Source organism: Psychrobacter sp. H27 (assembly GCF_059072655.1).
The window spans coordinates 2,284,678-2,309,889 of record NZ_JCACRX010000001.1; the positions used below are offsets into that span (position 1 = coordinate 2,284,678).

20 protein-coding genes are annotated in these 25,212 nt (G+C 43.4%); 10 read left to right on the top strand and 10 right to left on the bottom strand.

Annotated features, from left to right (window positions below):
* Positions 1 to 4: 4 nt before the first annotated feature.
* Positions 5 to 2,803, top strand: coding sequence for a preprotein translocase subunit SecA (gene secA / locus AC5JPY_RS09390; RefSeq protein ID WP_493852368.1), 2,799 nt, complete (start codon positions 5 to 7; stop codon positions 2,801 to 2,803).
* Between the two features lie 216 nt (positions 2,804 to 3,019).
* A complete protein-coding gene (locus AC5JPY_RS09395) occupies positions 3,020 to 3,550 on the top strand; it encodes a hypothetical protein (protein WP_443525314.1) in 531 nt (176 codons plus the stop codon).
* 127 nt (positions 3,551 to 3,677) lie between these two features.
* On the opposite strand, the gene AC5JPY_RS09400 is transcribed toward AC5JPY_RS09395, so the two are convergent.
* The 5 genes from AC5JPY_RS09400 to AC5JPY_RS09420 form a co-directional block, all read right to left on the bottom strand.
* On the bottom strand, positions 3,678 to 4,256 hold the full coding sequence (locus AC5JPY_RS09400; protein ID WP_493852369.1) for a YsnF/AvaK domain-containing protein: 579 nt from the start codon (positions 4,254 to 4,256) through the stop codon (positions 3,678 to 3,680).
* Positions 4,257 to 4,464: 208 nt separating this feature from the next.
* Positions 4,465 to 5,313 carry a DUF2382 domain-containing protein gene (locus tag AC5JPY_RS09405; RefSeq protein WP_493852370.1) on the bottom strand — a complete coding sequence of 283 codons (849 nt, stop codon included), beginning with the start codon at positions 5,311 to 5,313 and terminating at the stop codon, positions 4,465 to 4,467.
* Positions 5,314 to 5,720: 407 nt separating this feature from the next.
* Positions 5,721 to 6,902, bottom strand: a complete 1,182-nt coding sequence (locus AC5JPY_RS09410; protein WP_493852371.1) for a thiolase family protein — start codon at positions 6,900 to 6,902, stop codon at positions 5,721 to 5,723.
* Positions 6,903 to 7,032: 130 nt separating this feature from the next.
* Positions 7,033 to 8,391, bottom strand: a complete 1,359-nt coding sequence (locus AC5JPY_RS09415; protein ID WP_493852372.1) for a homoserine dehydrogenase — start codon at positions 8,389 to 8,391, stop codon at positions 7,033 to 7,035.
* 285 nt (positions 8,392 to 8,676) lie between these two features.
* The gene (locus AC5JPY_RS09420) at positions 8,677 to 9,546 is read right to left on the bottom strand and encodes a DsbC family protein (protein WP_443525320.1); all 870 of its coding nucleotides are present in this window, start codon (positions 9,544 to 9,546) and stop codon (positions 8,677 to 8,679) included.
* 443 nt (positions 9,547 to 9,989) lie between these two features.
* Between AC5JPY_RS09420 and AC5JPY_RS09425 the strand changes: the two genes are divergently transcribed.
* Positions 9,990 to 10,922 carry a DUF808 domain-containing protein gene (locus AC5JPY_RS09425; protein ID WP_443525321.1) on the top strand — a complete coding sequence of 311 codons (933 nt, stop codon included), beginning with the start codon at positions 9,990 to 9,992 and terminating at the stop codon, positions 10,920 to 10,922.
* 160 nt (positions 10,923 to 11,082) lie between these two features.
* Here the strand turns inward: AC5JPY_RS09425 and AC5JPY_RS09430 are convergent, their stop codons facing one another.
* Positions 11,083 to 15,243, bottom strand: coding sequence for an Rne/Rng family ribonuclease (locus tag AC5JPY_RS09430; protein WP_493852373.1), 4,161 nt, complete (start codon positions 15,241 to 15,243; stop codon positions 11,083 to 11,085).
* 519 nt (positions 15,244 to 15,762) lie between these two features.
* Complete coding sequence (locus AC5JPY_RS09435) at positions 15,763 to 15,948, bottom strand: hypothetical protein (RefSeq protein WP_493852374.1); 186 nt, start codon at positions 15,946 to 15,948, stop codon at positions 15,763 to 15,765.
* 473 nt (positions 15,949 to 16,421) lie between these two features.
* Between AC5JPY_RS09435 and AC5JPY_RS09440 the strand changes: the two genes are divergently transcribed.
* On the top strand, positions 16,422 to 17,432 hold the full coding sequence (locus AC5JPY_RS09440) for an RluA family pseudouridine synthase (protein WP_443525324.1): 1,011 nt from the start codon (positions 16,422 to 16,424) through the stop codon (positions 17,430 to 17,432).
* Positions 17,433 to 17,567: 135 nt separating this feature from the next.
* Positions 17,568 to 18,281, top strand: coding sequence for an HAD-IA family hydrolase (locus AC5JPY_RS09445; protein ID WP_443525325.1), 714 nt, complete (start codon positions 17,568 to 17,570; stop codon positions 18,279 to 18,281).
* Positions 18,282 to 18,361: 80 nt separating this feature from the next.
* Here AC5JPY_RS09445 and yihA read toward each other — a convergent pair whose 3' ends face one another.
* The gene (gene yihA, locus AC5JPY_RS09450; protein WP_443525327.1) at positions 18,362 to 19,117 is read right to left on the bottom strand and encodes a ribosome biogenesis GTP-binding protein YihA/YsxC; all 756 of its coding nucleotides are present in this window, start codon (positions 19,115 to 19,117) and stop codon (positions 18,362 to 18,364) included.
* A gap of 391 nt (positions 19,118 to 19,508) precedes the next feature.
* On the opposite strand from yihA, the gene AC5JPY_RS09455 reads away from it, so the two are divergent.
* The 4 genes from AC5JPY_RS09455 to AC5JPY_RS09470 all read left to right on the top strand — a co-directional run bounded on the left by AC5JPY_RS09455 (position 19,509) and on the right by AC5JPY_RS09470 (position 22,673).
* Positions 19,509 to 19,853 (top strand): c-type cytochrome, encoded by a 345-nt coding sequence (locus AC5JPY_RS09455; protein ID WP_319051136.1) that lies wholly within the window; start codon positions 19,509 to 19,511, stop codon positions 19,851 to 19,853.
* Between the two features lie 320 nt (positions 19,854 to 20,173).
* A complete protein-coding gene (locus AC5JPY_RS09460; protein WP_443525329.1) occupies positions 20,174 to 20,842 on the top strand; it encodes a c-type cytochrome in 669 nt (222 codons plus the stop codon).
* 338 nt (positions 20,843 to 21,180) lie between these two features.
* On the top strand, positions 21,181 to 22,314 hold the full coding sequence (locus tag AC5JPY_RS09465; RefSeq protein WP_443525331.1) for a hypothetical protein: 1,134 nt from the start codon (positions 21,181 to 21,183) through the stop codon (positions 22,312 to 22,314).
* Complete coding sequence (locus AC5JPY_RS09470) at positions 22,302 to 22,673, top strand: RnfH family protein (RefSeq protein ID WP_443525333.1); 372 nt, start codon at positions 22,302 to 22,304, stop codon at positions 22,671 to 22,673. Before AC5JPY_RS09465 ends, AC5JPY_RS09470 begins: the two co-directional genes overlap by 13 nt.
* A 52-nt stretch (positions 22,674 to 22,725) precedes the next feature.
* On the opposite strand, the gene AC5JPY_RS09475 is transcribed toward AC5JPY_RS09470, so the two are convergent.
* Positions 22,726 to 23,145: an outer membrane protein assembly factor BamE gene (locus AC5JPY_RS09475; RefSeq protein ID WP_443525334.1), complete on the bottom strand. Its 420-nt coding sequence runs from the start codon at positions 23,143 to 23,145 to the stop codon at positions 22,726 to 22,728.
* A gap of 323 nt (positions 23,146 to 23,468) precedes the next feature.
* On the opposite strand from AC5JPY_RS09475, the gene fur reads away from it, so the two are divergent.
* Positions 23,469 to 23,903 (top strand): ferric iron uptake transcriptional regulator, encoded by a 435-nt coding sequence (gene fur / locus AC5JPY_RS09480; protein WP_319051131.1) that lies wholly within the window; start codon positions 23,469 to 23,471, stop codon positions 23,901 to 23,903.
* 121 nt (positions 23,904 to 24,024) lie between these two features.
* Here the strand turns inward: fur and AC5JPY_RS09485 are convergent, their stop codons facing one another.
* Complete coding sequence (locus tag AC5JPY_RS09485; protein WP_443525337.1) at positions 24,025 to 25,146, bottom strand: PilT/PilU family type 4a pilus ATPase; 1,122 nt, start codon at positions 25,144 to 25,146, stop codon at positions 24,025 to 24,027.
* Positions 25,147 to 25,212: the final 66 nt, after the last annotated feature.

Sequence of the window (25,212 nt, forward strand, 5' to 3'; positions counted from 1 at the left end):
AATTATGTTATCAAAGATTATAGGCAGTGTGGTTGGCACTAAAAATGACCGCGAATTAAAACGCATGCGTAAAGTGGTCAGTAAGATCAACGCAAAAGAGGCTGAAATACAAGCCCTGTCTGATGAGCAACTACAACAAAAAACCGAAGAGTTTAAAGCGCGCCATCAAAAAGGCGAAAGCCTAGATGCACTATTGCCAGAGGCATTTGCCGTTTGCCGCGAAGCATCATTACGTGTAAATGGTATGCGTCACTACGATGTGCAGCTGATCGGTGGTATCACCTTGCACGAAGGCAAAATCGCTGAGATGAAAACAGGCGAAGGTAAAACCCTAATGGGTACCTTGGCAATGTATCTAAACGCTATCAGTGGTAAAGGCGTCCATCTGGTCACGGTTAACGATTATTTGGCTGCTCGTGATGCTGAGCTAAACCGCCCACTATTTGGGTTTTTGGGTATGACCGTTGGTGTTATTTATTCGCAGCAGCTGCCACAAGAAAAAATCAATGCTTACCAAGCAGACATTACCTATGGTACCAATAACGAGTACGGCTTTGATTACTTGCGCGATAACATGGTGTTCAAGCTAGAAGAGAAGAAACAGCGCGCACTAAATTTCTGTATTATAGATGAAATTGACTCAATCTTAATCGATGAAGCGCGTACACCGCTTATTATTTCGGGTCAAGCTGAAGATTCATCACGCATGTATGCGCTGATCAACACTATTATTCCTGTGCTGATCCGCTCAAAAGATGAAGAAGCCAACAAGAACAACGAAGAAGAAGATTTTTGGATTGACGAAAAAAATCGCCAAATTGAAATCAGCGAAAAAGGCTACGAGAAAATTGAGCGCTTCTTAATCGAAGTAGGTGAGCTTGGTGAAAACGAAAGCTTGTATAGCCCAAGCCGCTTGCCACTATTGGCTCACGTTCAGGCAGCCATTCGTGCGCATCATGTCTTTGTCAAAAACGTCCATTATATTGTCGATGAAGGCGAAGTGGTTATTGTTGATGAGAATACCGGTCGTACGATGCCAGGTCGCCGTTGGTCAGAAGGTCTACATCAAGCAGTAGAAGCGAAAGAAGGTGTGGAGATTCAAGCAGAGAACCAAACGCTTGCAACGACGACGTTCCAGAACTACTTCCGTCTGTATGACAAACTGTCTGGTATGACGGGTACTGCTGATACCGAAGCAGCAGAATTTAAGTCTACCTATGATCTAGATGTCATCGTTATTCCAACGCATGAGCCCATTGCTCGTATCGATATGGATGATCAGATTTTCTTAACAAAGTTAGGAAAGTACAAAGGTATCATCCGCGAGATTAAAGAAATTCAGGAAAAAGGTGCGCCAGTATTGGTTGGTACGGCGACGATTGAGGCCAGTGAGGAGTTGTCTTACTTACTCGATCAAGGAGGCGTCAAGCATAACGTTCTAAACGCCAAGCAGCATGAACGTGAAGCTGAGATCATCGCGCAAGCAGGTAGTCCAAAATCAGTCACGATTGCAACCAACATGGCAGGTCGTGGTACGGATATTATCTTAGGCGGTAACTGGCAATCCTTTATCGAAGATATTGATGCGGTCAGCCCAGAGGAGATGCAGCGTCTAAAAGCCCAGTGGCAAGTCAAGCACGATCAAGTTGTGGCCGCTGGTGGTTTGCATATTATTGGTTCTGAGCGCCATGAGTCACGCCGTATCGATAACCAGTTACGTGGCCGTGCTGGTCGTCAAGGTGACCCTGGTATGTCACGCTTTTTCTTATCGCTTGAAGATGACTTGATGCGTATTTTTGCAGGCGATCGCGTGGTCAACATGATGCGTGCAATGGGTTTAAAAGAAGACGAAGCTATCGAGCATAAGATGGTGTCTAGATCGATTGAGAACGCACAGGGTAAGGTTGAGAGCCGCGATTTTGATGCTCGCAAAAATCTATTGAAGTATGATGACGTCGCCAATGAGCAGCGTAAAGTGATTTATGGTCAGCGTGATGATCTGCTGGCTGAGATGGAGCTATTAGAAGCCATCGAAGTGATGCATAAAGAAGTCTACAATGCCATGATTAATCAGTTTATTCCGCCTGGCTCTATTGATGATCAGTGGAACGTCGATGGTTTAGAAGATGAGCTTGAGGATGAGTTCAAGATCACAATGCCGATCAATGACTGGTTAGATGAAGACCGCCGACTGGATGAAGAAGGGCTACGCGAGAAAATCGTTCAGACGGCGATAGATCGTTATCACAGTCGCCGTGAGCAGATGGGTGAGCAAGACGCAGCTCAGCTTGAGCGTCACTTTATGCTACAAAGCCTAGATAAGCATTGGAAAGAGCATTTGACACAGATGGATCAGCTGCGTAAAGGGATTCATTTGCGAGGTTATGCACAAAAAAACCCTGAGCAAGAGTACAAGCGTGAATCGTTTGAGCTGTTCCAGATGATGCTGGGTGCAATCAAGTCTGAAACCGTACAGGACTTGTCACGTGTACATATACCAACAAAAGAAGAGCTTGAAGCACTAGAAGCTCAGCAGCGCGAAAATGCCGCTCACATGCAGATGCAGTTCGAGCATGATGATGTCGATAACTTAGATAGCAGTGCAAACAGTGCCACCGCTCAGCCGCAACCACAGAACCGCAATACTGCTGGTGCTGCAGCAGCTGGCGTGAGTGCAGCTGTAGCAGGTAACCCGAATAATGCCAACGAACCAAATCCATACGCTGGTATGAATATCAGTCGTAATGCCCCTTGTCCTTGTGGTTCAGGCCTCAAGTATAAGCAGTGTCACGGCAAGATCTAAGGATTGGTCATCGTAGAGCAATACCTTTGAGCTAAAAAAGAAAAGCCCTTATCTAAATTAGGTAAGGGCTTTTTTATGTGAATACAAAGCTTTCTTGCACTGACATCTATTCTTATATGTCTAGCAGACAATTTGTATTGATTATTTACAAATTCAGCATAGGCGTGAATTTGCGGACACGCTATAGTGTTTAGCATATCTATTTGGGAGAGAGTTATGAGTTTAGAATTATTAAAACAGTTGCGGACTTCAGTAGCGTTGACAGGACTGCTAGCTGGTGCATTGACGATCAGCGCCTGTCAGCAACAATCAGAGCCAGAAGCAGGCATGGAAGGCGTTAGTACAGAAGAGTCTGTGCCTATGTCTGCTGAGCCTGCCGAACCGAGTGACGTTGTGGTCAATAGCGAAGATGCCTCACTCAATGAAGTAGAGGATGACACGGTTGCTTCTGTTAATAGCGGCGTGACACAGATACTATATTTGTGCTCGCCTGAGTTGAAAGTTGATGCAACCTATAAAGAAGAAACCAATCAAGTGGTGGTTGCAACTGACATGGGTACAGTAACATTGAATCAAACCAATGAAGGTACTAACCCTGAAGTGTTTGAAGTCGCAACATCGATTGATGGTGGTCAAGGATTCACTCAGTGGCGCGTCGCCCACGAAGCGCGCGATACAGGTGTGATGCGTACTGCTGGTACTGATGAGGCAAACGTTGATACTTTTGAATGTAACAAAGTCTCATAGCTAAACATTAGCAACTATACAATGATATAGCCAATCGTTAACAAGCAATAAAAAGCAACGCGAGTAAGCGTTGCTTTTTATTGTCTGTAGCTTTTGCGGGCTAATAAACAAAAAGTCAGACTCTCATCTATTTCAAACGAGTAGAGTCATTATTCTGTGACTCGTGCGCTAAGAACCCCTCTTCAGTGACGTCTAGCTCTTCATGCTTGAGCTCTACTTGAATGCTATCGGTATGCACATGCGTGCTCTTATTGACGTCAATCTCTTGAATGGCATAAGTGTCTTTAGTAACCGTAGCCACTTGACGTGACAACACAATCTCAATTGGCTCATCACCAATTTCTATTTGCTTGCCATTGACAGTTACTACTGCCTTACTGTCTAGTGATGGCTCAACATGACGCAATATATCTTTTTCATCGTAGTTACCTGAGAGCAAATCTTGACTCTCTGTATCATGATACTCAGTACGAACAGTAATATATTCTTCTATAAGCTCAATGGGTACGTTGATGGTCTTTGTACGTGCATGTTTGGTGACCGTCACTTTACCCACGTCTAAGCGCTCTTTATTAACAACTGGACGTTCTTCTAGCAGCTCTAGATGTCCAACATTAACTACGTTCGATGTATTGTCAGTTGATAGGTGTTGCTCATTGTCTAAATTGTCTTGGTATAGATCGCTATTGTTATTATCAGTAGACATGGTTATTTCCTTATTGTATGCGAGCAATGGATGATAGGTTTTTAAAATTATTTATAGTATATAAGATACTAAATATAGCGAGTATCTCTCAGTATAAATCGTGCAACAGAGTACACAGGAAATTCCTGGGAAAAAGGATCAATCCATAAAAAAGACCAGAGTATAACTCCGGTCTTTTTTAGATATTAATTTGTATCTGCTTTATATATTACATACCACGAGCACGTCTTACGTCATCTGCAGTAATGTCATCACGATTCACTAAATTGCCTTCACGATCAACCACATTACCATTATTATCTACGTCTAACTCTTCACGTTGGATAGTTTCAACAAGAGTCTCTGTATGACGATCTGTTGTTTTGCCAACGTTGACTTCTTCAGTTACGTAAGTTTCTTTAGCCACACGAGCACGCTCTGCTTCTAACTCAACTTCTACTGTTTCGCTTACATCTACGTCACCGATACGGCGATCTGTCGGACGATCGACACTGGTACGCTGAATGTCAGCATGCTCTTCTTCTAGCTCTACTTCAACATTACGCTCTTCAGTTACGACATGTTTGCCAACTTTTACTAGACCAGCTACGATACGGTCTTTATTTACAGTTAGACGCTCTTCTAATAGCTCTAGTGTATTTGGTGCTTCATAAGAATGATCTGCGATATCTACGCGCTCTTCAGCCGGTAGGGTATCAGCAGTAAAATTCTGACGATCTTTTTCGTACTGCTCTTTATAGCTGTACTGGTAGTCATGATCGTATGCTTCCATTGCTTCTACTTGTGATTTAGTCAAACTATCAAAGAATACGTCGTCACCTACAATACGTGCTAAACCTGCTGGCACCAACACTTCTTTTGAGCTGAACCAGCCACCTGCATCAACGATCAAATAGCGAATGCGACCAGTAGTGTCTTCTACTAGGGCACCTTCAATTTTACCGATCTTTTCTTCATTCACACCGTAGGCGGTTTTTTCTGTTGGATCATAATAGTCATCACCGATTAAGTCGCGGTGAGTGGCTTGGATATCTTTTAAACGGATTAGCTGGCTCATTATTGTCTTCCCTTTATATGAGTTTATAGTTTTAAAATTAATAGTTATTTTTAAGTTTTAACGCAATATCATTTGTATTACAAAGTTAGGATTAAACTATTGGAATAGCCCTCTCATCAACTTGTATTTATCCTAACACCATGATTTTGGATGAGATATATGAGCAAGGTAGCAAAGTGTGCACTTGCCGTAATTGCGTGTAATAGGCTGTAAGTGCAATAACAGAGAAGGGGGTACAAGTTAACGCGCCTTAACATAGAGTAATGTTTGGCGTGTATTTTAATTAAATAGAAACAAAAAAACCGCATCACTTAGGGCAATGCGGTTTTTGGGTAACATATATCAAGTAAGTGATATACTAAATAGTCAGTTACATTCTAAATGTCATGTACAAGTGCAGTTTTTACTTAAGGTAGCTCAATCGCAACGGCTACAGCTTCGCCGCCACCGATACATAGGGTTGCAACCCCTTTTTTGCCACCGGTACGCTTAAGAGAGTTGATAAGGGTAACGAGAATACGCGCACCTGAACAGCCTACTGGATGGCCAAGGGCACAAGCACCGCCTTCAACGTTTACTTTGGCATGGTCGATTTTTAGCTCATCCATAGCAGCCATAGTGACCATCGCGAAGGCTTCGTTGATTTCCCATAGATCCACTTCATCTACTGACCAGCCAGCACCTGCGAGTACTTTTTCAATTGCGCCAATCGGTGCAATTGTAAATTCGCTTGGGTGACGCGAGTTTGATGCAGTCGCAACGATACGAGCCTGATAATCCAGACCTTCAGCTTTCGCTTGTGATTCTTTCATGACTACAACAGCAGCAGCACCATCTGAGATTGAGCTGGCATTTGCCGCTGTAACCGTACCGTCTTTAGCAAATGCTGGACGTAGGGTAGGGATGCGATCAGCATTTGCTAGGGCTGGTTGTTCATCAGTATCGACTGTCTGTTCGCCTTTACGAGTTTTGAACGTTATAGGCTCGATCTCATCTTTGAAATGATCGTCTTTGATCGCTGTTAGAGCACGGTTAAGTGATTCAATAGCAAACTCATCCATTTGCTCACGCGTATAGCCTTTCTCGTCTGCCATTTCTTGAGCAAACATACCCATTAGCTTACCCGTTTCAGCATCTTCTAGACCGTCTAAGAACATATGGTCTTTTACTTCTTTGTGACCCATACGGTAGCCACCGCGCGACCCTGGCATCAGGTAAGGGGCATTGGTCATTGATTCCATACCACCAGCCACAGCAACATTGAAGCTGCCAGCTTTGATACCGTCGTGCGCTTGCATGACTGCTTTTAGACCTGAACCACATAGCTTGTTAATGGTCACAGCACCAGTCGCATCAGGTAGGCCTGCTTTGCGCATTGCTTGACGGGCAGGGCCTTGACCCAAACCTGCAGTCAAAATACAACCCATGATAACTTCATCAACGTTATCAGCACTAACGCCTGAGCGTGTGAGAGCGGCTTTGATAGCAGCAGCACCTAAATCGGTAGCGCTGACGTCTTTTAATACGCCTTGGAATCCGCCCATTGGAGTACGTGCGCCGTTTAAAATTACAATTGAATCATTTGACATCGTTATTATTCCTTATTACGTGTTTTGTTTAAAAATTTTGCTGAATGGATCAGACATTGATCAGCTAGCTGCACTTGTATGACTACAAATATTTTTATTACTAAAAGGGCCGATTCATTCAGTATTTTGTTTACGCTAGCTCATCTAAGCGAATGCGTACTACTTTATCAGTAATGGTATCGAGTTTTTCAATTTTTTCGATAGCTAGGTTCATCCGGCTCTCAACGACAGGCAAGGTCAATATAATCACAGGCACTTGACCGACTTTGTGAGCAGGCTTTTGCAAAATAGCATCGATATTGATACCAGCATCACTTAGGATGCGAGTGATGTCTGCTAAGACGCCAGGGCTATCGTAAGCATGTACGCGTAAGTAATAACCAGTAATCATCTGCTCAGCGCGTAATATTGGCGTGTCCGATAACTGTTCAGGGATGAATGCCAAATGCGGCACATGATGTCCGTGATTATTTTGATCGCTGCTGCTTTGATCGTCATTATCTTTGCTGCCAAGTACACGGACTAAATCCATGACATCTGCCATCACGGCAGAAGCAGTAGCGCCTGCACCTGCACCATCACCGCAATAGAGTGTTTGTCCAAGCGGATGTGAGTTGACCAACACGGCGTTTTTGACGCCATTGACATTGGCAAGTAACGCATCCTGCGGAATAAGCGTTGGATGTACACGCAGCTCAACACCAGCATCGTCGTCGTTACCTTCACCATCACGGCGTACCGCAAATCCTAAGTGCTTGATACGATAGCCCAGCTCTTCGGCATAGTTGACGTCTTGTAGGGTAATACCAGTAATGCCTTCACAGTAAACCTTGTCAAATTGCAGCGGGATACCGAACGCAATAGAGGCGAGCAAGGCCAATTTGTGCGCGGCATCAATACCTTCGACATCAAAAGTTGGATCGGCTTCCGCATAACCAAGCTCTTGTGCTTCGCTCAATACATCAGCAAATGGACGACCCTTGTCACGCATTTCGGTCATGATAAAGTTGCCAGTACCGTTGATAATACCTGCAAGCCAATCGATTTTATTGGCAGCGAGAGCTTCACGCATCACTTTGATGATTGGGATACCGCCTGCCACTGCTGCTTCATAGGCAACGTGGACATTGTTTTCTTCAGCAAAAGAAAAGATCTCATTGCCATGCTCAGCCAATAAGGCTTTGTTTGCGGTCACTACATGCTTGCCATTTTTGATAGCCTGCATGATGACGTCTTTTGCTAGGGTAGTGCCGCCAATCACTTCAATAACGATATCGACATTGTCGCTTGCCGCAATTGCCATCAAGTCACTGTTTTGCGTGATGTTTGTATCGATATCATCACGCTGACGACGCGTACCTACTTCGGTAATAATAATGTCGCGTCCACTACGGCGTTTTAGCTCATCTAAATTGTCATTGATTAGGTTGATCACGCCTGTTCCGACGGTTCCTAGACCAAGTATCGCTAGTTTGATGGAATTGCTCACAGTATCCTCAAGAGGTTGAATATAATGAAGTAAAACGCTGTGACAGTGCCAAATGAGCCTGCGGTACTAAACCGACAGTCTGTGCGCATTTTCTATGGCAGCCTCGCATACATACTTCATCATAGTTGAATAAAAAATGCTCAGATAAAAGGGTATTGCTGATGTTGCATCGTGCTTTATCGTATCATACCGACAAGCAGTTGTGACGTCTACACAATGTCGCCAAGGTCATATCGTCTACTGTTGATAAAACGATAATAGCAGTGAATTTTGCCAAAAAAATCATCAGTTAGCACCGACGGCTTGCGCCAATTGTGCCGCAGGTAGGTAGCCGCCCACTTGTTGTCCTGTCTCAGTAAAAATAGCTGGGGTGCCACGTACGCCAAGTCTTGACCCTAATGCCATATGTTCTTGTACTGGGTTTGCGCAGTTGGGGGCTTGCACATTGGCACCCATTTTTGCCTGATTCATAGCGGCGTTGCGGTCTTGACTACACCAAACTGCTTCCATTTTTGGTACCGACTCTTGGCTACGTGGCCATGCCAAGTAACGTACTTCAATACCGCGGGCATTGATATCATCCATCTCTTCGTGCAATTTACGACAATAACCACAGTCTGCATCAGTAAAGGCATAGACAACAGCGGTGGTCGCCCCTTTTGCTGGATAAATAATCATCTCTTTTTTGTCCACTGCCTTTAGCGCTTCTTGTGCAGTATTGGCGACCAAAGCGGCACTAATATCAACGGGTGCAGCATCACCAACGGCTACGATTTGTCCTTGGATAATATGCTTGCCGGATTTATCTGTAAAGAAAGACGGTAGTCCTTCAGCCGTCACCCAATAGATACCATCCATATCTGTCGGTACTGCTGAAACGATATTTTCTTCGATACCAGATGCTTTTAAATTTGCTTGTAATGCTTTGACAACGGTAGGGTCATTGTCAGCTGATGTTGCACCAGTTGATACTTTCCCAGAAGCAGCTTGAGCTTGTGTAGCACCGACCACGCTAGTATTGCTGGTTGCGTCCGCTGAATTATTGGAGCAGCCAGCAGCAACACCTACCAGTAAGGCACCCATCACAACACGAGAGAGGATAGTACGAGAAAAACGATTATATGTAGTGGTCTTTTTGCTAATAGGTGATGGCATACGGGTTTCCTATAGGCATCGCGCCTAATGATGAGTTCGTTATATAACAACACTATATATAAAAATACTATGAACGTTTATCTATAGTGGTGTGTCTTAGTAGTATTTTAAAGGTCTAACTTTAAAGGTCTAACTTTAAAGGGCTAACTTTAAAGGTCTAATTTTATAGACATTTTTATGACTTGTTGATGGTAAAGGGTAGGTGGTGAGTTTCTCTATATTACCATAATTGTAGATAATGACAGCGGCAGTACATCAGCCAATTAGTGCAAACAATACTAACTTTAAAGAATGGTTGCTAACGTGAGCTAAAAAAATAAGATACATTTGTACTATTTAATATATATGCCTGCCCTTGTAATCTACAGCTAATAGCATCGTTTTTATAATAATTTATATCATTTAACGATTTATCTTTAACAAATTTGCTTTAAGGAGCACGCATGGCAGGTGCCAGTTTATTAACCTTACTCGATGACATCAGCATCTTAATGGATGATGTAGGCGTCATGACCAAAATTGCTGCCAAAAAAACCGCAGGCTTAGTTGGCGATGATTTGGCACTTAACGCCGAGCAGGTCACAGGAGTTAAGCCAAGTCGCGAGCTTCCTGTTATTTGGGCAGTTGCCAAGGGCTCGGCTGTGAATAAGGTGATTTTAGTACCAGCGGCGCTCTTGATCAGCTATTTTATACCGTGGTTGATTACCCCACTATTGATGATCGGCGGGTTGTATCTGAGTTATGAAGGGGCTGAAAAGGTCATACACAAATTTTGGCCAAAGTTATTGCCTCATGATGAGGAGCAAAATGCCCGCTTAAAAGCCAATGCAGATGACAATATAGACTTGGTTGCGTTTGAAAAAGACAAAATTAAAGGCGCGATACGCACCGATTTTATTTTATCGGCTGAGATTATTGTTATCTCTTTAGGCGCGGTCACAGCTGCTGGTGGCGATATCGTTCAAAAAGGTATCGTGCTCTCGATAGTAGCTGCTGTGGTGACCGTCGGTATTTATGGCTTGGTTGCAGGTATCGTCAAGATTGATGATGCAGGTTTACATCTTATTGAGAACTCACAAGCAGGTGACAGCAAACGCAAGTTTGGTGAGTTTATGCTTGCAGCAGCACCGAAGCTAATGAAGTTTTTATCAATAGCGGGCACAATTGCGATGTTCTTAGTGGGTGGCGGTATTATTGTTCACGGTATCGGCTTTTTGCATCATAGTGTAGAAGATATTGCTCATCTTACTGGGGTGTTCGAAGGATTGACCGCGTCATTATTGAATGGACTGGTCGGACTAATCGTTGGTGTTATCGTGGTAGCCATTGTGACGACTATTAGCAAAATGCGTGGCGGCGATGCTACTGCGCACTAACTCAGTCATTGCGCCGTTAGCTATGTATTAGGTTAAAGAAGTTAAGTTGAAAGCAAGCTAAGATTATTAAACTAAGATCATCACGCCAAAAAGATAGAAAGCCCCGATACTTATAAGTATCGGGGCTTTTACATTTAAATGACTTTTATATTACCGTGCTTTAGCTATCATCGCCGGTGTCATCAGCTTCTGCTTTTTCTACTTGTGTCGGTTTTTTATGCTCAGACTTAGGCTTACGACTGCGTGCCTTTGGTACTTTTGGCGTAGTCAGATTAAACATGCCTGTCTGCGGCAGTAATTGCTCAGCCACATTCTCGATCATATTTTTATAGCTGGCAATAGTCGTCTTAGATTTGGCTGCCTGACTATCTTCTTTACTTGCTTCTTTAGTAGACTCTTCTGCTTGAGCGTCGGTAACTTGCTCAGCTTCAGCTTCTACATTTTCAGTCGCTGATTGAGCATTCTCAAGCTCTAGTAACTGTTCGCTATCAGTGCTGACATCATCTGTCTGCTCTTGATTCGCTAATGCAGTTGCCTCAACGTTATGCGCGTCCACTTCAGCAGTATCTTGCTTGGTCTCTACCGACGGTTCTTCATTTTCTGAAGTTTGCTCGGTAGGGACATTTAAGACTGCGGACTCTTGAGTGGATTCTTGATAGTCAGGATGTTGACCACGTGGATCATTACTAGCACGCTTATTGATAGTACGTGGCTCTACGTCCGTCTTGCCTTGAGCTGCTGCAAATTGACTAACGGCTTGCGTCATCGCTTCAAAGCGCATCAAATACTCATCAGCTAGTGGCTGATAACCGTAGTTACTAAAGTCAAAGCTCTGACTGGCCACTTCACTGTTGCTAATACTGTTTTTATCTTCAGCAGCATTGCCAGTAGCTTTTGCTTGCTCAGCATGCAAGGCAACCGTTGCGATAAAGCAGTTGATAACGCCATCTTCTGCCAAGCGAGCTGGCGCGTCTGGCAGCGTTGTACGTATAAACTCACCAACTGTACCGCGTATTGCAGGAGCACTTACCACAGCAGAATTTGCTACTTGAGGTGTTTGCACTGCTTGGGCTTGCTTGCTCTTTACGACTCGTGGATCGTTACTGGCTTGACCAAACTTCTCAGCAGTCACGTAACGTGCACCAAACAATGCCTCATGTGTCAGCTCAAGTGCTGAGTTACTCATGGCATTCTCGTTCGAGCGCCTCTCCTGGGCTGGAGCTTGCTTAGATGCTTCTGTCTTACTGTCACTATCGGTCGTATCAGCTGTCTGCTGCTGTTTTGAAGTCTCTTCCGTTTCTTTTGCATCAGCAGTTACCGGTGTTGGCGCTTCCGATTTGCTTTCGGTGTTACTTGTAGAACTCGATGATGCTTCTACAGGTGCTTTTCTTTCTTTAGCAACTGGCTCATGTACAGGTGTCTCGTTCTGTACCTCAGCTTTGGTAGCATCATCCTTATCATTATTAACTTTACGCTCTGGCATTTCTACCGTGCTTTGCTTATCGTCACTTCGCTTATCCGCCTTTTGAGCCGTGGTATTTTGCTTTTCAGCGTTTTGCTCACTGCCACTAGGTTGTTGGCTAGCAGAAGGCTGTTGAACAGCGCTTTCTTCAGTACGCTCGTTTTTCACCGTACTGTTTTTTTGGCTATGCCTATCGTTAGGTTGAGGTTTTACCTGTGCAGACTTGCTGTCATCTAAAGACAAGTGCACGACTTCTGACGCTTTTAACGTAGTGGGTGCTTCGTTGACCTGTAGCACGACTTCGTTAGGATCTTGACTACGGCGCGTACCAGAGTGGTTTTTGCTATTGGCGGCATCGCTGTTCTTAGAGTTTTGCTGCTTGCTTTGCTCAATATTGTCAGCCGTTAGCGTCTCACCGCGCTCCAGCTTGCCACGTGAGCCACGTTGGCTATGCGATTTACGCTTAGCACGAGTCTGCTCATCAGGCTTTTGGCTGGTTTCGTTCTCAGTCTTGTCAGCTTTGTTCTGCTCATTCGCGCTGCGATTGCTGTCTTGACGATTGTTGCGATTGCGATTGTTATTACGTCTGTTGTCTGGCTGACGCTTTTCTGGCTGATTTTGGTCCTGACTGTCATAGGATTTACTATCAGCGCTATTGTCCGTATTACTGACGTTGTTAGTATTCTCGTCAGTTGTCTCTTTTCTTTGACGCGGTTTAGAAGATCTAGACTTACGGGTCTTACGTCTTCTTCTGTCCTCGTTATTGTTTTCATCAGTATCACTGTCGTTGTTGCGACGAGCTTGCTGACGGTTGCTATTACTATCTGACGATTGACTGTCATCATTTTGACTATTGCTTCGTTGAGCTGGTTGCGCACTATTTGTGCCAGCACTATTCAACGCATTACTATCAACTTGACCGAATGAGCCTAGGCTTTGGGCCCCAGTGTTTACTAGTGCTTCGATAGCTTCAGCGGCATCACGACTGCTGACACTAGGTGTTGTGGACGCTTGCGGCGCCTGAGCAAATAGGTTGGATAACCAAGCAACGGCTTGTGGTTGAGCAGCCGTTTCGATATTTTGAGTCTGCGGCGCGACTGGTACGGAGTTGCTCTGGGTTTTGCTATCTTGCGGTGCAGACACAGTATCATTGGTATTTTTATGATTACGGCGATCATTGCTATGATTTACCGTCTCATTTTGCGTTTGTGACGCTTTGCTCTGCTGCGTGTTTGGTCGGTTTGGTTTGTTGCTGTCATTTGGCGTTTTGCGTGGCTGGCGAGTAGGCTGCTGCTCAGGACGTTCTTTTTCTGCAGTTTGCCAGTCGACATTGTAGCCAAGATCGCTGTGCTCTTGTTCTTGAGCGTCAGTGATACGCTCATAGCTCGATGGTGCAAAACCATCACGGTTAAAGTGTAGCTTGAAGTTTGGTGATTCTAGATGAGCATGTGGCAAAATCGTGATACGCGTCCCACTGTCTTGCTCAAGATACACCAAGCTGTCGCGTTTTTCATTCAGTAAGAATGCTGCGATGTCTGTAGGCACTTCTGCTTGTACTTCACCTTGACGCTCTTTGAGCGCAATTTGCTCGATTTGGCGCATAATAGAGAGCGACAACGAACGTAGGTCACGAATCATACCATTGCCATGGCAACGCGGACAGATATAGCCAGTCGACTCTTCTAGTGAAGGACGTAGACGCTGACGGCTCATTTCCATCAGACCAAACTTAGAGATATCACCGAATTGTACGCGCGCCCGATCATATTTGGTGGCGTCAATCAGACGTTTTTCCACTTCTTTTTGATGTTTGTTGTCATTCATGTCAATGAAGTCAATGACAATCAAACCACCCATATCACGCAAGCGAAGCTGACGGGCAATTTCATCAGCCGCTTCTAGGTTGGTATGATAGGCAGTCTCAGCGACGTCTGAGCCTTTGGTTGATTTGGCTGAGTTGATATCGATAGAGACCAGTGCTTCTGTTTGATCAATAACAATTGAGCCACCTGAAGGCAGACGCACTTCACGCTGATAGGCGGTTTCGATTTGTTTTTCGATATTAAAGCGCGAAAACATCGGCTCATAATCAGTATACTTGCGTAGCTTCTCGGCTTGCTTTGGCATCACCGCATCGATAAAGCCCGCCGCTTCAATGTAAGCGTTTTCGTTATCGATCCAAATCTCAGCGATATCATCACGTAGATAGTCACGCACAGCACGAGTGACCACCCCCGCTTCTTGGTGAACCAAGCGCGGTGATGGGTATTTTTGGTTTTGTTCTTGGATAGCTTGCCAAATATTGAGCAAGTGATTTAAATCATGCTGTAAATCTTCTTGAGTTTTACCAATACCTGCCGTACGAATGATGACGCTCATGCCTTTTGGTAAATCAAGATTGCTTAACATGCGCTTCATGTCTTCACGCAGTTTGCCTGAGATCTGACGTGAGATACCGCCGCCACGTGGGTTATTTGGCATCAAGACTAGGTAGCGACCAGCTAATGAGACATACGTCGATAGGGCAGCGCCTTTATTGCCGCGCTCTTCTTTTTCGACTTGAACAATAAGCTCGTCGCCTTCTTTGATCAGCTTTTTGATGTTTTCGTCACGTGGGTTGCCGCTTAGGTATTCAGCAGAGATTTCACGAATTGGCAAGAACCCCTGACGCTGTGAGCCATACTCAACAAACACAGCTTCGAGTGACGGCTCAACACGAGTCACGTGACCTTTATAGATATTAGATTTTTTTTGCTCGCGGGTACGGTTTTCTAAATCGAAATCGTACAAGTGGTTGCCTTTACATAAGGCGACACGAATCTCTTCGTTTTGGGTGGCGTTGATCAAAATGCGTTTCATATTTATATCCTATATGAGTACGCATAACAACGATAAGACAGTCTTTAGAACATAGTGGCAAGTGTGACTAATATTATATTAGCGTTTACAGATATTAATTAACGGTAAAACGTAAATCGTGGGTCTAATAAAGCACAATGGCTTATTCAATGGCTTTTTTTACCTGAAGTGGTTAGCGATACTCATGTCAATGTAAATAATATAGGGTGTAAGGCTATGGTATTTGTATGTTGTCATCAGTAAATTTAGTACATATAGCGAATTCACCAAGCCTAGTTAAAGTCAGTACATTTTGTTGGTCGTGATTTTGGCGCACGTTGTAAGCGTGGGCGATGGTCAGTTGCAGTGTTCAAAAGTACTCATACTAAAAAGGCGTGATGATGTTGCCATTTATCCATCAAAGTCTAACAATAATATCGCGATCGTGGTGGCTATTATATATAGTTCGTCAGTCAGCGATTATCTATTCAGGTAAAGCGATTGGTTACTCTTTGTTTATCGTTCTTTGTGTGTCGTTAATCATATCTTGGGTGTCTCAAGGTTAGGGGTTGCGGCTGTGGTTATCAGCGGGGCGTACTTGGCAAACAGAGTAATGAGCCAGCTCATCAGCATGGTATTGTATTTACATTTTGTCGTCATCTGTTTGACCACCAATACTTCGGCAGCTATCGAGTTACTTTTCGATCCTAACGCTATGCTACCCATACTTGCTCAACTACGCTGGCATAAAGAACCATCAGATAAGTAATCATTAAATAATAAATAGTTATCAAGTAAAGTCGTTGTCATGCAGTTAGTGAGTCAATGTGGTGTTGTCATCCGTTGATAAATAGATTTGTTGTCATATTTACGAACGCGATGGTGTTTAGTGTCACTATTTATTTTATGGTATCGAATAACATTCAATACAGTGTTTTTAATTTATGGAGCGATATCTGGTAAGTAATACCTTTAAGTAAATAATGCGCCCTAAATCAGATCAAACGTCTAATATCAGCAAGGTAAATAGCATGGACCTCTTTAATAGCAATCAGTAAATACTGAAAAGCAATAAAACGGTGACCAGCTATCTGAAACAACAATGATTATTGTCGTAGTCTCTGCTTAATTGTCGCTCAACATGCTAAACTATAACAAATCTTTGTGTAAACACCTAACTAAAAATGACAAACTCAAAAATGACTGACGACGCTCCTACCCACGAAGCCCCTGCTATTTTCAATAGCAAAACACGCCCGCAAAGCGCTGACGATGAGATTAGTAACTTTGGCAAGGTAAACTACCTTGAAGTGACACGCCATCAACACGATCAGCGTTTGGATAACTTTTTGTTGAATCGCTTAAAGGGTTTGCCAAAACCGCATATCTATAAAATGATTCGTTCAGATGAAGTGCGCGTCAATAATAAGCGCTGCAAGGCCCACGACAGAGTACAACGTGAAGACGTCGTGCGTATCGCTCCTGTGGAGCTGGCGACACGCGAAAAACCAATCATCAGCACTGAGTTTGCTAAGAGCTTGCTGGCACGTGTGGTCTATGAAGATGAAGGCCTGATTGTGCTAAACAAACCTTCTGGTATTGCTGTGCATGGCGGTAGTGGTTTGGACTTTGGGGTGATCGAAGCCATGCGTGAAGTGACGGGTAAAAAATACCTAGAGCTGATACATCGTATCGACAAAGATACCTCAGGGCTGTTGATGATCTCTAAAAAACGCTCAACGCTAAAAGTGTTGCAGCAGCATTTGGTCGATAAGACCATTCAGAAGCACTATTTGTGTTTAGCAAAAGGGCAGCCTGCATTGAACGAACAGCGTATCGATGCGCCACTGTTGCGTTATACGCTAGCCAGTGGTGAGCGCCGAGTCAAAGTAGACAGCCAAGATACGCAGGCAAAAGAAAGCCAGACTGATATTATTGTACACGATCGTTTTGTGATGGTAGGTCAGCCAGTAAGTGTGATCGAAGCCAAGCCAATGACAGGACGTACACATCAGATTCGTGTGCATTTGGCACATATTGGTCATGCTATCTTGGGTGATGACAAATACAATGTCCATGATAAATCGGGCGTGCATCGCCTATGTCTACACGCATGGCGCCTAGATATCCCAGGCTACAAGACTATTACTGCGCCATTGCCAGACGATATGGCAGATTGGTTACCAGAGACAACGCAGTTGCCTGAGTAAGTTTAAGGCAAGCACTGCGGCTTGACCTATTAGGTCATTGCTAGACCACCAAAACGTCACGAACTCTTATTTTTATGAATAAGCCGCCGTGACGTTTTCGTATCTCCTATTACTGTTATTCGTTAAGGTAAATTCATGACTGTACCAATGACAACCAAAATTACAGATCTTGCCAAAAATGCTCAATCTGTAAACGAGCATCATCTCTCTGATAAGACACTGATTATTTTTGATTGGGATGGTACGTTGATGGATTCAATCGGTTTGATCGTTGAGTCTATGCATGTAGCGGGAGAGGCGCACGGGTTTGAAACCACTGATAAAGCGGTTAAAGACATCATTGGCTTGAGTTTGATAAATGGTATAGAGATTTTATATCCTCATGCCAACGAGTCGCAAATGCTCGCCATTCAACAGAGCTACGCAGAGTATTATATTGCCAACAGTCATGCGACGCCGCTATTTGAGCCGATAGAAAATATGTTGCAGACTTTGCAGCAGAAGGATAAAAAACTTGCAGTCGCCACTGGTAAAAAAAGAAAAGGGCTAGATCGTGTGTTAGATGCCTCAAAGAGTCACCATTATTTTGTGATGACGCGCTGTGCTGATGAGTCAGGCTCAAAACCTGATCCGCAGATGTTGACCGATATCTTGGAATATACGCAGCAGCAGATTTCTGACGCTGTGTTTATCGGTGACAGTATCTACGATATTCAGATGGCAACGGCATTGGGTATGACCAGTATAGCGGTCAACTATGGCACGGCAACGAGTGCAGAACTTGCCGCACAAAACCCTACTTATCAGGTTGATACCCCGCAGGCATTGGTCGAGCTATTGTGTGCTTAAATAACAGTATCATTATATTATATAAAAAAAGGGTTTATCGTTATTATCGATAAGCCCTTTTTAACTCAAAACTATCGTATTTATTTATCTTCTTCTTGAGTACCTTCTTTTTCAATGGCTTCTTCTAGTTCAGCACCTTCTAATAACGCAAAAGAGGACTCAATGATTTTATCGGCATCGAGCTGATACTCGTACCAGTTGCCCATGATACCCGCCAGCTCATCAAGACCTTCTTTTCTGAGCGCCGAGAATAACTGAATAGTACAGTTCAAGCCTAGTTTTTTGAGTCTTTTGCGCGTATTGAGTAGGGCGTTTTTGGAAGCGCCGTATTTCAGCTTATCTGCTTTCGTCAATAGAATATGTACCGGCAGCTCGCCATCTTTTGCCCAATGCAGCATCTGCTCATCAAAAAACTTAAGGGGGTGACGAATATCTGTCATCAGCACCAATCCTGCCAGGCTTGATCGTGATACCAAATACTCTTCTAGCTCAACCTGCCATTCTTTTTTCATCTCAAGTGGTACAGCGGCATAGCCATAACCTGGCAAATCGACCAATCGTCTGTCAGTGTCGCCGATACTAAAAAAGTTAATCATTTGCGTACGTCCAGGTGTTTTAGACGAACGAGCCAGTTGACGCTGATTGGTCAAAGCGTTGATGGCCGAGGATTTACCAGCGTTCGAGCGACCTGCAAAGGCGACCTCTAAGCCCATATCAGGCGGACAAAGCTTAAAAGTAGGCGCTGATGTCATAAATTCAGTTTGTTGAATTTTTTGACGAGACTTGGTGTTGAACAGCGCATGTTCGGCTGCAACATCTGTAAACGGGGTATTCATAAATGGCTCATTAATCTTAAAAATTGGATACGGTGATAAAACGTTAGTTTTTGGATATTAAATTGGTACTGAAATGCAGGTAATGTATGAAAGCTATTTGCTCTCAATAAATTCAATCTAAATCACTAGTTATACACTATAAAAGTTACGACTTTACATTGGTAGCTATTCTATACCATTACCTGTCTTACTTATTGAAATAACTGCGATTAGCATCATATAAATAGTAGAATAACATTAAAGTTAATGGTTCATAAGACAAGTTGATGGCGTTAACAAAGCCACATCCAATTTGCCTATGTTTACATGACATATATTGTTACAATGTTTAGTGAAAGACGTTTAATAGAACGATTGATGAGACACGTGAAATATCACGAGGAGGTGCTCCATGTTTTCAATCAATAAACTTCTTAGTAAAGGTCATGCGGCTATGACCGCTAGTGGTGCTGCATTCTTTTTGAGCATTGCCATAATTAGCAGTGCAAGTGCGGCTGACGTTACTAACATAGCCACCACCTATGATAACTCATGTGCAGCCTGCCATGATAGTGGCGCATTAAATGCTATTAAAAAAGGCGATAGTACCAAGTGGCAGCAGCTCATCGAACAAAAAAGCATGCCGACGCTTATTCAGTCTGTTAAAGGTGGTATGACGCAGATGCCAGCAGGTGGTCTCTGTGACACCTGTAGTGATGATGACTATCGAAAACTCATCGAGTATATGAGTCAGTAGTCAGCTTATAAATTAAGCCCAAGTATATGAAACAAAGCGCTGGTCTTGTGGCCTTGATGCGCTTTTTGTTTTTGTGTGGTGCTTTAGGCTGTATCAGTTAGAAAACTGATGAATACTATGATTAAGTAGGCAAATGATACAAAGTCTTGCTATAATAATCGAAAATAAACCCTGATATTAGTAAGTACTTTTCAGACTGCTTGTGTCCGATACCTCAAAATATGCGCCATGCTCATTGTTAAAGAGACGGCTATATCGGGTATCCTATCCATGCAATCATTCTAGATAATGCTTACGCCGAGCTAGTAGGATTTGTATCAATGAAAAAGTTAATCGCTGCTGCCAGCTTATGCGTTGCAAGTTTCAGCGTACAAGCTGCTATTGTTGTTCCTGAGCATGATATCGAAGCAGGTCAGAAAATTGCAGAAACCGTTTGTGCTGCGTGTCATGGTCTTAATGGTGTCAGTGTTGTTCCTGCACAGCCAAACCTTGGTGGCCAAAACGTAAAGTATCTATACAAACAGTTGGTCAACTTTAAAGCAGGCTATCGCAAAAACGGTATCATGCAATCACAGGTTGCAAACTTGTCTCAGCAAGATCTGGCTGACGTGGCAGGTTATTATGCTACTCAAGCGCCTTGGGGTGTTGGTTACGGCAACCCTGCAACCAACCAAGAAGCAACCAAGTTGTTTTTGGGCGGTGATAAGTCACGCGGTGTCATTGGCTGTGCCGGTTGTCATGGACCAGATGCGGCAGGTAATACTTGGGCTGCGTTTCCAAAGCTAGGCGGACAGCACGCTGAGTATATTTCTACCCAGCTAAAACTATTCCGTGCTGCGGGACGTGTTGATGATATCGATAGCGATGACCAAAAACGAGTCAATGATGCTGCTAAAGAAGGCGAGATGGGTATGATGCAAACGGTTGCATCGAAGCTATCAGATCGTGACATTCGTATTTTGTCAGACTACGTGAGTGCTATTCATTAATTGAGTCGCATTGATGCATACTAGTAACAGCCACTTGTAGATAAAATGGCTAAGTACTTCATTTTGTATCTACTATGCCTGAACTATTAAACCCCGTTTTCGGGGTTTTTTTATAACTGTTTGTCTCTTATATCAGACAAGCAATAAAAGCTTAACTCCTTTACAGATGCCTATCATTGGTCTGTATAATTACAAATTATCATTATTCACTTTATATCAAATTTAAAAACATGATTAGCCTTATCAAATTCGCTTAGTCTACAGTGCGTAGTACTTGTAGCGACTTCTTCTGCTACTCAAGTTTTTGTCGATGATATCAGATCGTTTGGATTGAGATTATGATGACCCGTTCTGCCTCTTATTTTATCGCGGCGCTGTTACCGTTACTCCTGTTTCGTTGGTTTGCACCGACGTCAATTGGTGAGATTGATTTTTGGTTACTATGGCTGCTAGCAATGGTAGTCGTTGCATTGCCAGTGGTTTATGCTGAGATTGCATTGGCCTACCGCAGTGTAGAGGGGCCGCTAGCTGGTATGCAAAAGCTGACTCGTGAAGCTGATGCGAGCCCAATATGGCGAAGCTTTGGTTGGCTTGCGGCATTGGTTTCTATTGTGATCGCAGCATTGATTATATCAGGTGCCAGCACTGGTATATTAGGCGCGCTTACTGAGCTAAATAGTGTACCCAATATACCAAGCTTTGCTGTTGCTGCTGGGTTGATGGTTATTGCTGTCTTACTAAGTTTATTAGGCGTGGCACCATTACCCATTGGATTAGGACTGATGGTAATCGGGCTGGTACTGGGTGTCGCAAATGGTGTGCCAAATGCTGGTTTTGCCATGACGGATATCAGCTTGGTGGAATGGGCACGCGCAGTGGCACTTGCATTGGTCAGTGTCGGTGCAGGTACAGGGCTGTACTGGTTCGCTCAGAACTTGGTTAGCAAACAAACAGTCACAGCAGTAGAAACCAGCGATCAGCAAGCACAAAGTAGAGCTGCCGCTCGTCACTACCGTGCAACGAAATTGGTATTACCGATTTGGATATTACAGCTAATGGTGGGTGTTGTAGCCTTGTTTATCAGTGGTATGTCATTACCTCCGATTGGCCAGCTATCATATTGGATCGGGGTGCTGTTCGTGGCAAGCTACCTATTACATTACAGCACACAGCAGTTAACGCATAAATTTGGACTGTTAGTCAGTTTAATAATGACTTTTGCTTTAGCGTTGCTACTGGTAGTTGCCATTCCAACCCAATGGCTGGTAGGTATCTTAGTGATAGTTAGTAGTATCGCTGTATTGTTATTATCGATATTTGCAGGTTGGCAGATGAAAATCAGTCATCTACGCAAGTCATTGAATTTTAGCAATGAAGCGTTCTATAACTTGTGGCGCATAGCAATACGTTTGGTGGTGCCATTAGCATTACTGCTAGCACTGATAGGTTGGGTGATGCAGTGGCTGAGCTAACGGGGAATACCAATAGTAATAGTACGCCGCAATCTGTTGAGTCCAAGCTAATGACGGTATATCTGGCGTATGCTGAAGATGAGCGGTGTCAACATTACTTGGCGTTAAAAGTCATATCTGGAACCAGTCTATACGACGCACTGAATCAAGCAGGATGGTTAGAGAAGTTTGCAGAATTAGCAGAGTGGTGTGAGCAAGTCAAAGATGTGGCTACGCCAACGGCTAAACGTTGGCATGTAGGTATCTATGCACAAAAACAGCCGCTCAGTTACGTATTACAGCCTTTTGACCGTATTGAGGTGTATCGCAGTTTGAGCGCTGATCCAATGTCTCAGCGCAAAAACAAATCTCGCGGATAGATGATTAGCAGTTAGCGCTCATAGCTTTCATTGGATCTCATACTCTCATCGACTATGATGCTGGTAAGCTTTCGATACCTTCGATACGCGTGACCAAGCCATTATCATCGAAGTAAACCACTAAGTGCTGGCTGGCATTTTTGACATCAGTAATACCTTTGCGGCTACCTTCTGTGCCTGCTTTATAATCGTAGATATAATCCCAGCGCTTAGGCTCAAGGGTATCTCTGATCGCAGGGCTACCAAGAATATAGAGCACTTGGTTTTGGTTCATGCCTACTTTTAGTTTTTGTGCTTGTACTTGAGTAATCGCTGTGCCTTGTGGCAAATCAATCTTATAAACACTCAATAATGAGCAGCCAGACATAGCGACAGTAGCGCTAAGCATGCTGGTCATGACAATTTTGCGTAATACACTGGCATGGCTCAACGGACGAAAATTTAATGTCTTTATCATGGTAAGATGACTCATAAGAAATGAATTAGGCGCGGTCAACGTTAGATGATGCAAGTCTGACCGACAATCTTGAACAAATGATACGTCATTTACTTGCAATTGCCTACCACTTACGACATTATTTACCAAACACTACCTGAGCGATTTTATTATTTATATTTTAAATTCATGCGCTTGCATGGTGTCATCGAAAAAACAATAAGCAAGAGATTCGCTTCAGTAGCGCTGTTTTTATAATATTAAAATCACTTATATTCAAAAAAATAATCCTTAACGATTATTCGTCTCCTATTTTTAGTTTTTAATTTGCTAAGACTGTCACAGTCAGAAGGGATATTATGGCTTCTTTTACCAATCAAGATTTACGCAGAGCAGGATTAAAGGTCACGCTACCGCGCATCAAAATTCTAGAACTATTAGAGAGTGCAGAACTGCATCATATGAGCGCAGAAGAAGTATATAAAGCGCTGATCGAGCAAGGTGAAGATGTTGGTCTAGCTACAGTCTATCGTGTGCTGACTCAGTTTGAGCAAGCAGGTATTGTTGAGCGTCATAACTTCGAAAACAATCTGTCAGTGTTTGAAATCACCCAAGAAGAGCATCATGATCATCTGGTCTGTGATGTTTGTGGCAAGATTATTGAATTTCACAATGAGGTGATCGAGGAAGAGCAGCTGAAAGTAGCGGAGACGCACGGCTTTAAACTCTCAGGTCATTCGCTAGTATTATATGGTATCTGTGCTGACCAAGCTTGCAGAGACAGTGCTAAGTAACGATTTTATGGCTTCATAATCTTTTGGCTCGTTATCAGTATATTTATATCAAAAAGCCCTCGTATCAGTAACGAGGGCTTTTTTAGTTATTTCATTATCATACTATGGCAAAATTGACTGTCTAACTGACATCCAACGATAGGCTATCAGCACCTTCATCTAAATTGGCCTTACCGTTTTTGCTGCTAAGTTTGATCTTTAGGCGCAAGTCATTAGGAGAGTCAGCATGGAGAATGGCTTCTTTGTAAGTGATTTCCCCTTGTTCATACAAGTCAAATAACGCCTGATCAAAGGTTTGCATACCGCTGTCTCTTGAGCGCGTCATGACATCTTTGATCTCGTGTACCTCACCTTTACGAATATAGTCACTGATCAGCTGAGAGTTCAATAAGATTTCAATAGCCGCGCGGCGTCCTCTGCCGTCAGGAGTTGGGATGAGTTGCTGAGCGATAATGGCTTGCAAGTTCAAGGATAAGTCCATAAAGAGCTGATTATGGCGACTGGTTTCAAAGAAATGAATGATACGGTCAATAGCTTGGTTAGCATTGTTGGCATGCAGGGTAGCAAACACTAAATGTCCTGTCTCTGCATATTGAATCGCATAGCTCATGACCTCACGGTTACGAATCTCACCGATCAAGATAACATCTGGTGCTTGGCGTAGCGTGTTCTTCAAGCCAGCTTCAAAGGAGTGGGTATCAATACCGACTTCACGCTGAGTAATGATACAGCCACGGTGTTTATGCACAAACTCGATAGGGTCTTCAATCGTAATAATATGGCCATGCGAGTGCTGATTGCGATGTCCTATCATCGCCGCAAGGGTAGTGGATTTACCTGTACCCGTCGCGCCTACCAGCAAGATGATACCGCGCTTTTTCATGGATAACTCTTTGAGCGCTGGTGGCAGGCGTAGCTCTTCGACCGTAGGAATTTTATTTTCAATTTTCCGTAGAATCATTCCTGCCATATCGCGTTGTATAAATGCACTGACTCGAAATCGTGCTTGCTGTGCTTCATCAGTGATCGCAAATTGACACTCGTTCGTTTCTTTAAATTCTTGTTGTTGGCTTGGTGTCATTACTCCTTTAACCAATGTCATTGTTTGATCAGCACTTAAAGGGGTTTTGCCCACAGGCAAAATTTTTCCATTTACTTTCATGGAAGGTGCTACATCAGCAGTAATAAAAAGGTCAGAACCATTTTTATTAATCATTAATTGCAATAATTTATCAATGTCCATATCGTACCTGCATTTGATGTAAGTAGATTAAATATTATTTGAAGTTATATTTTAAAAACTATAAAC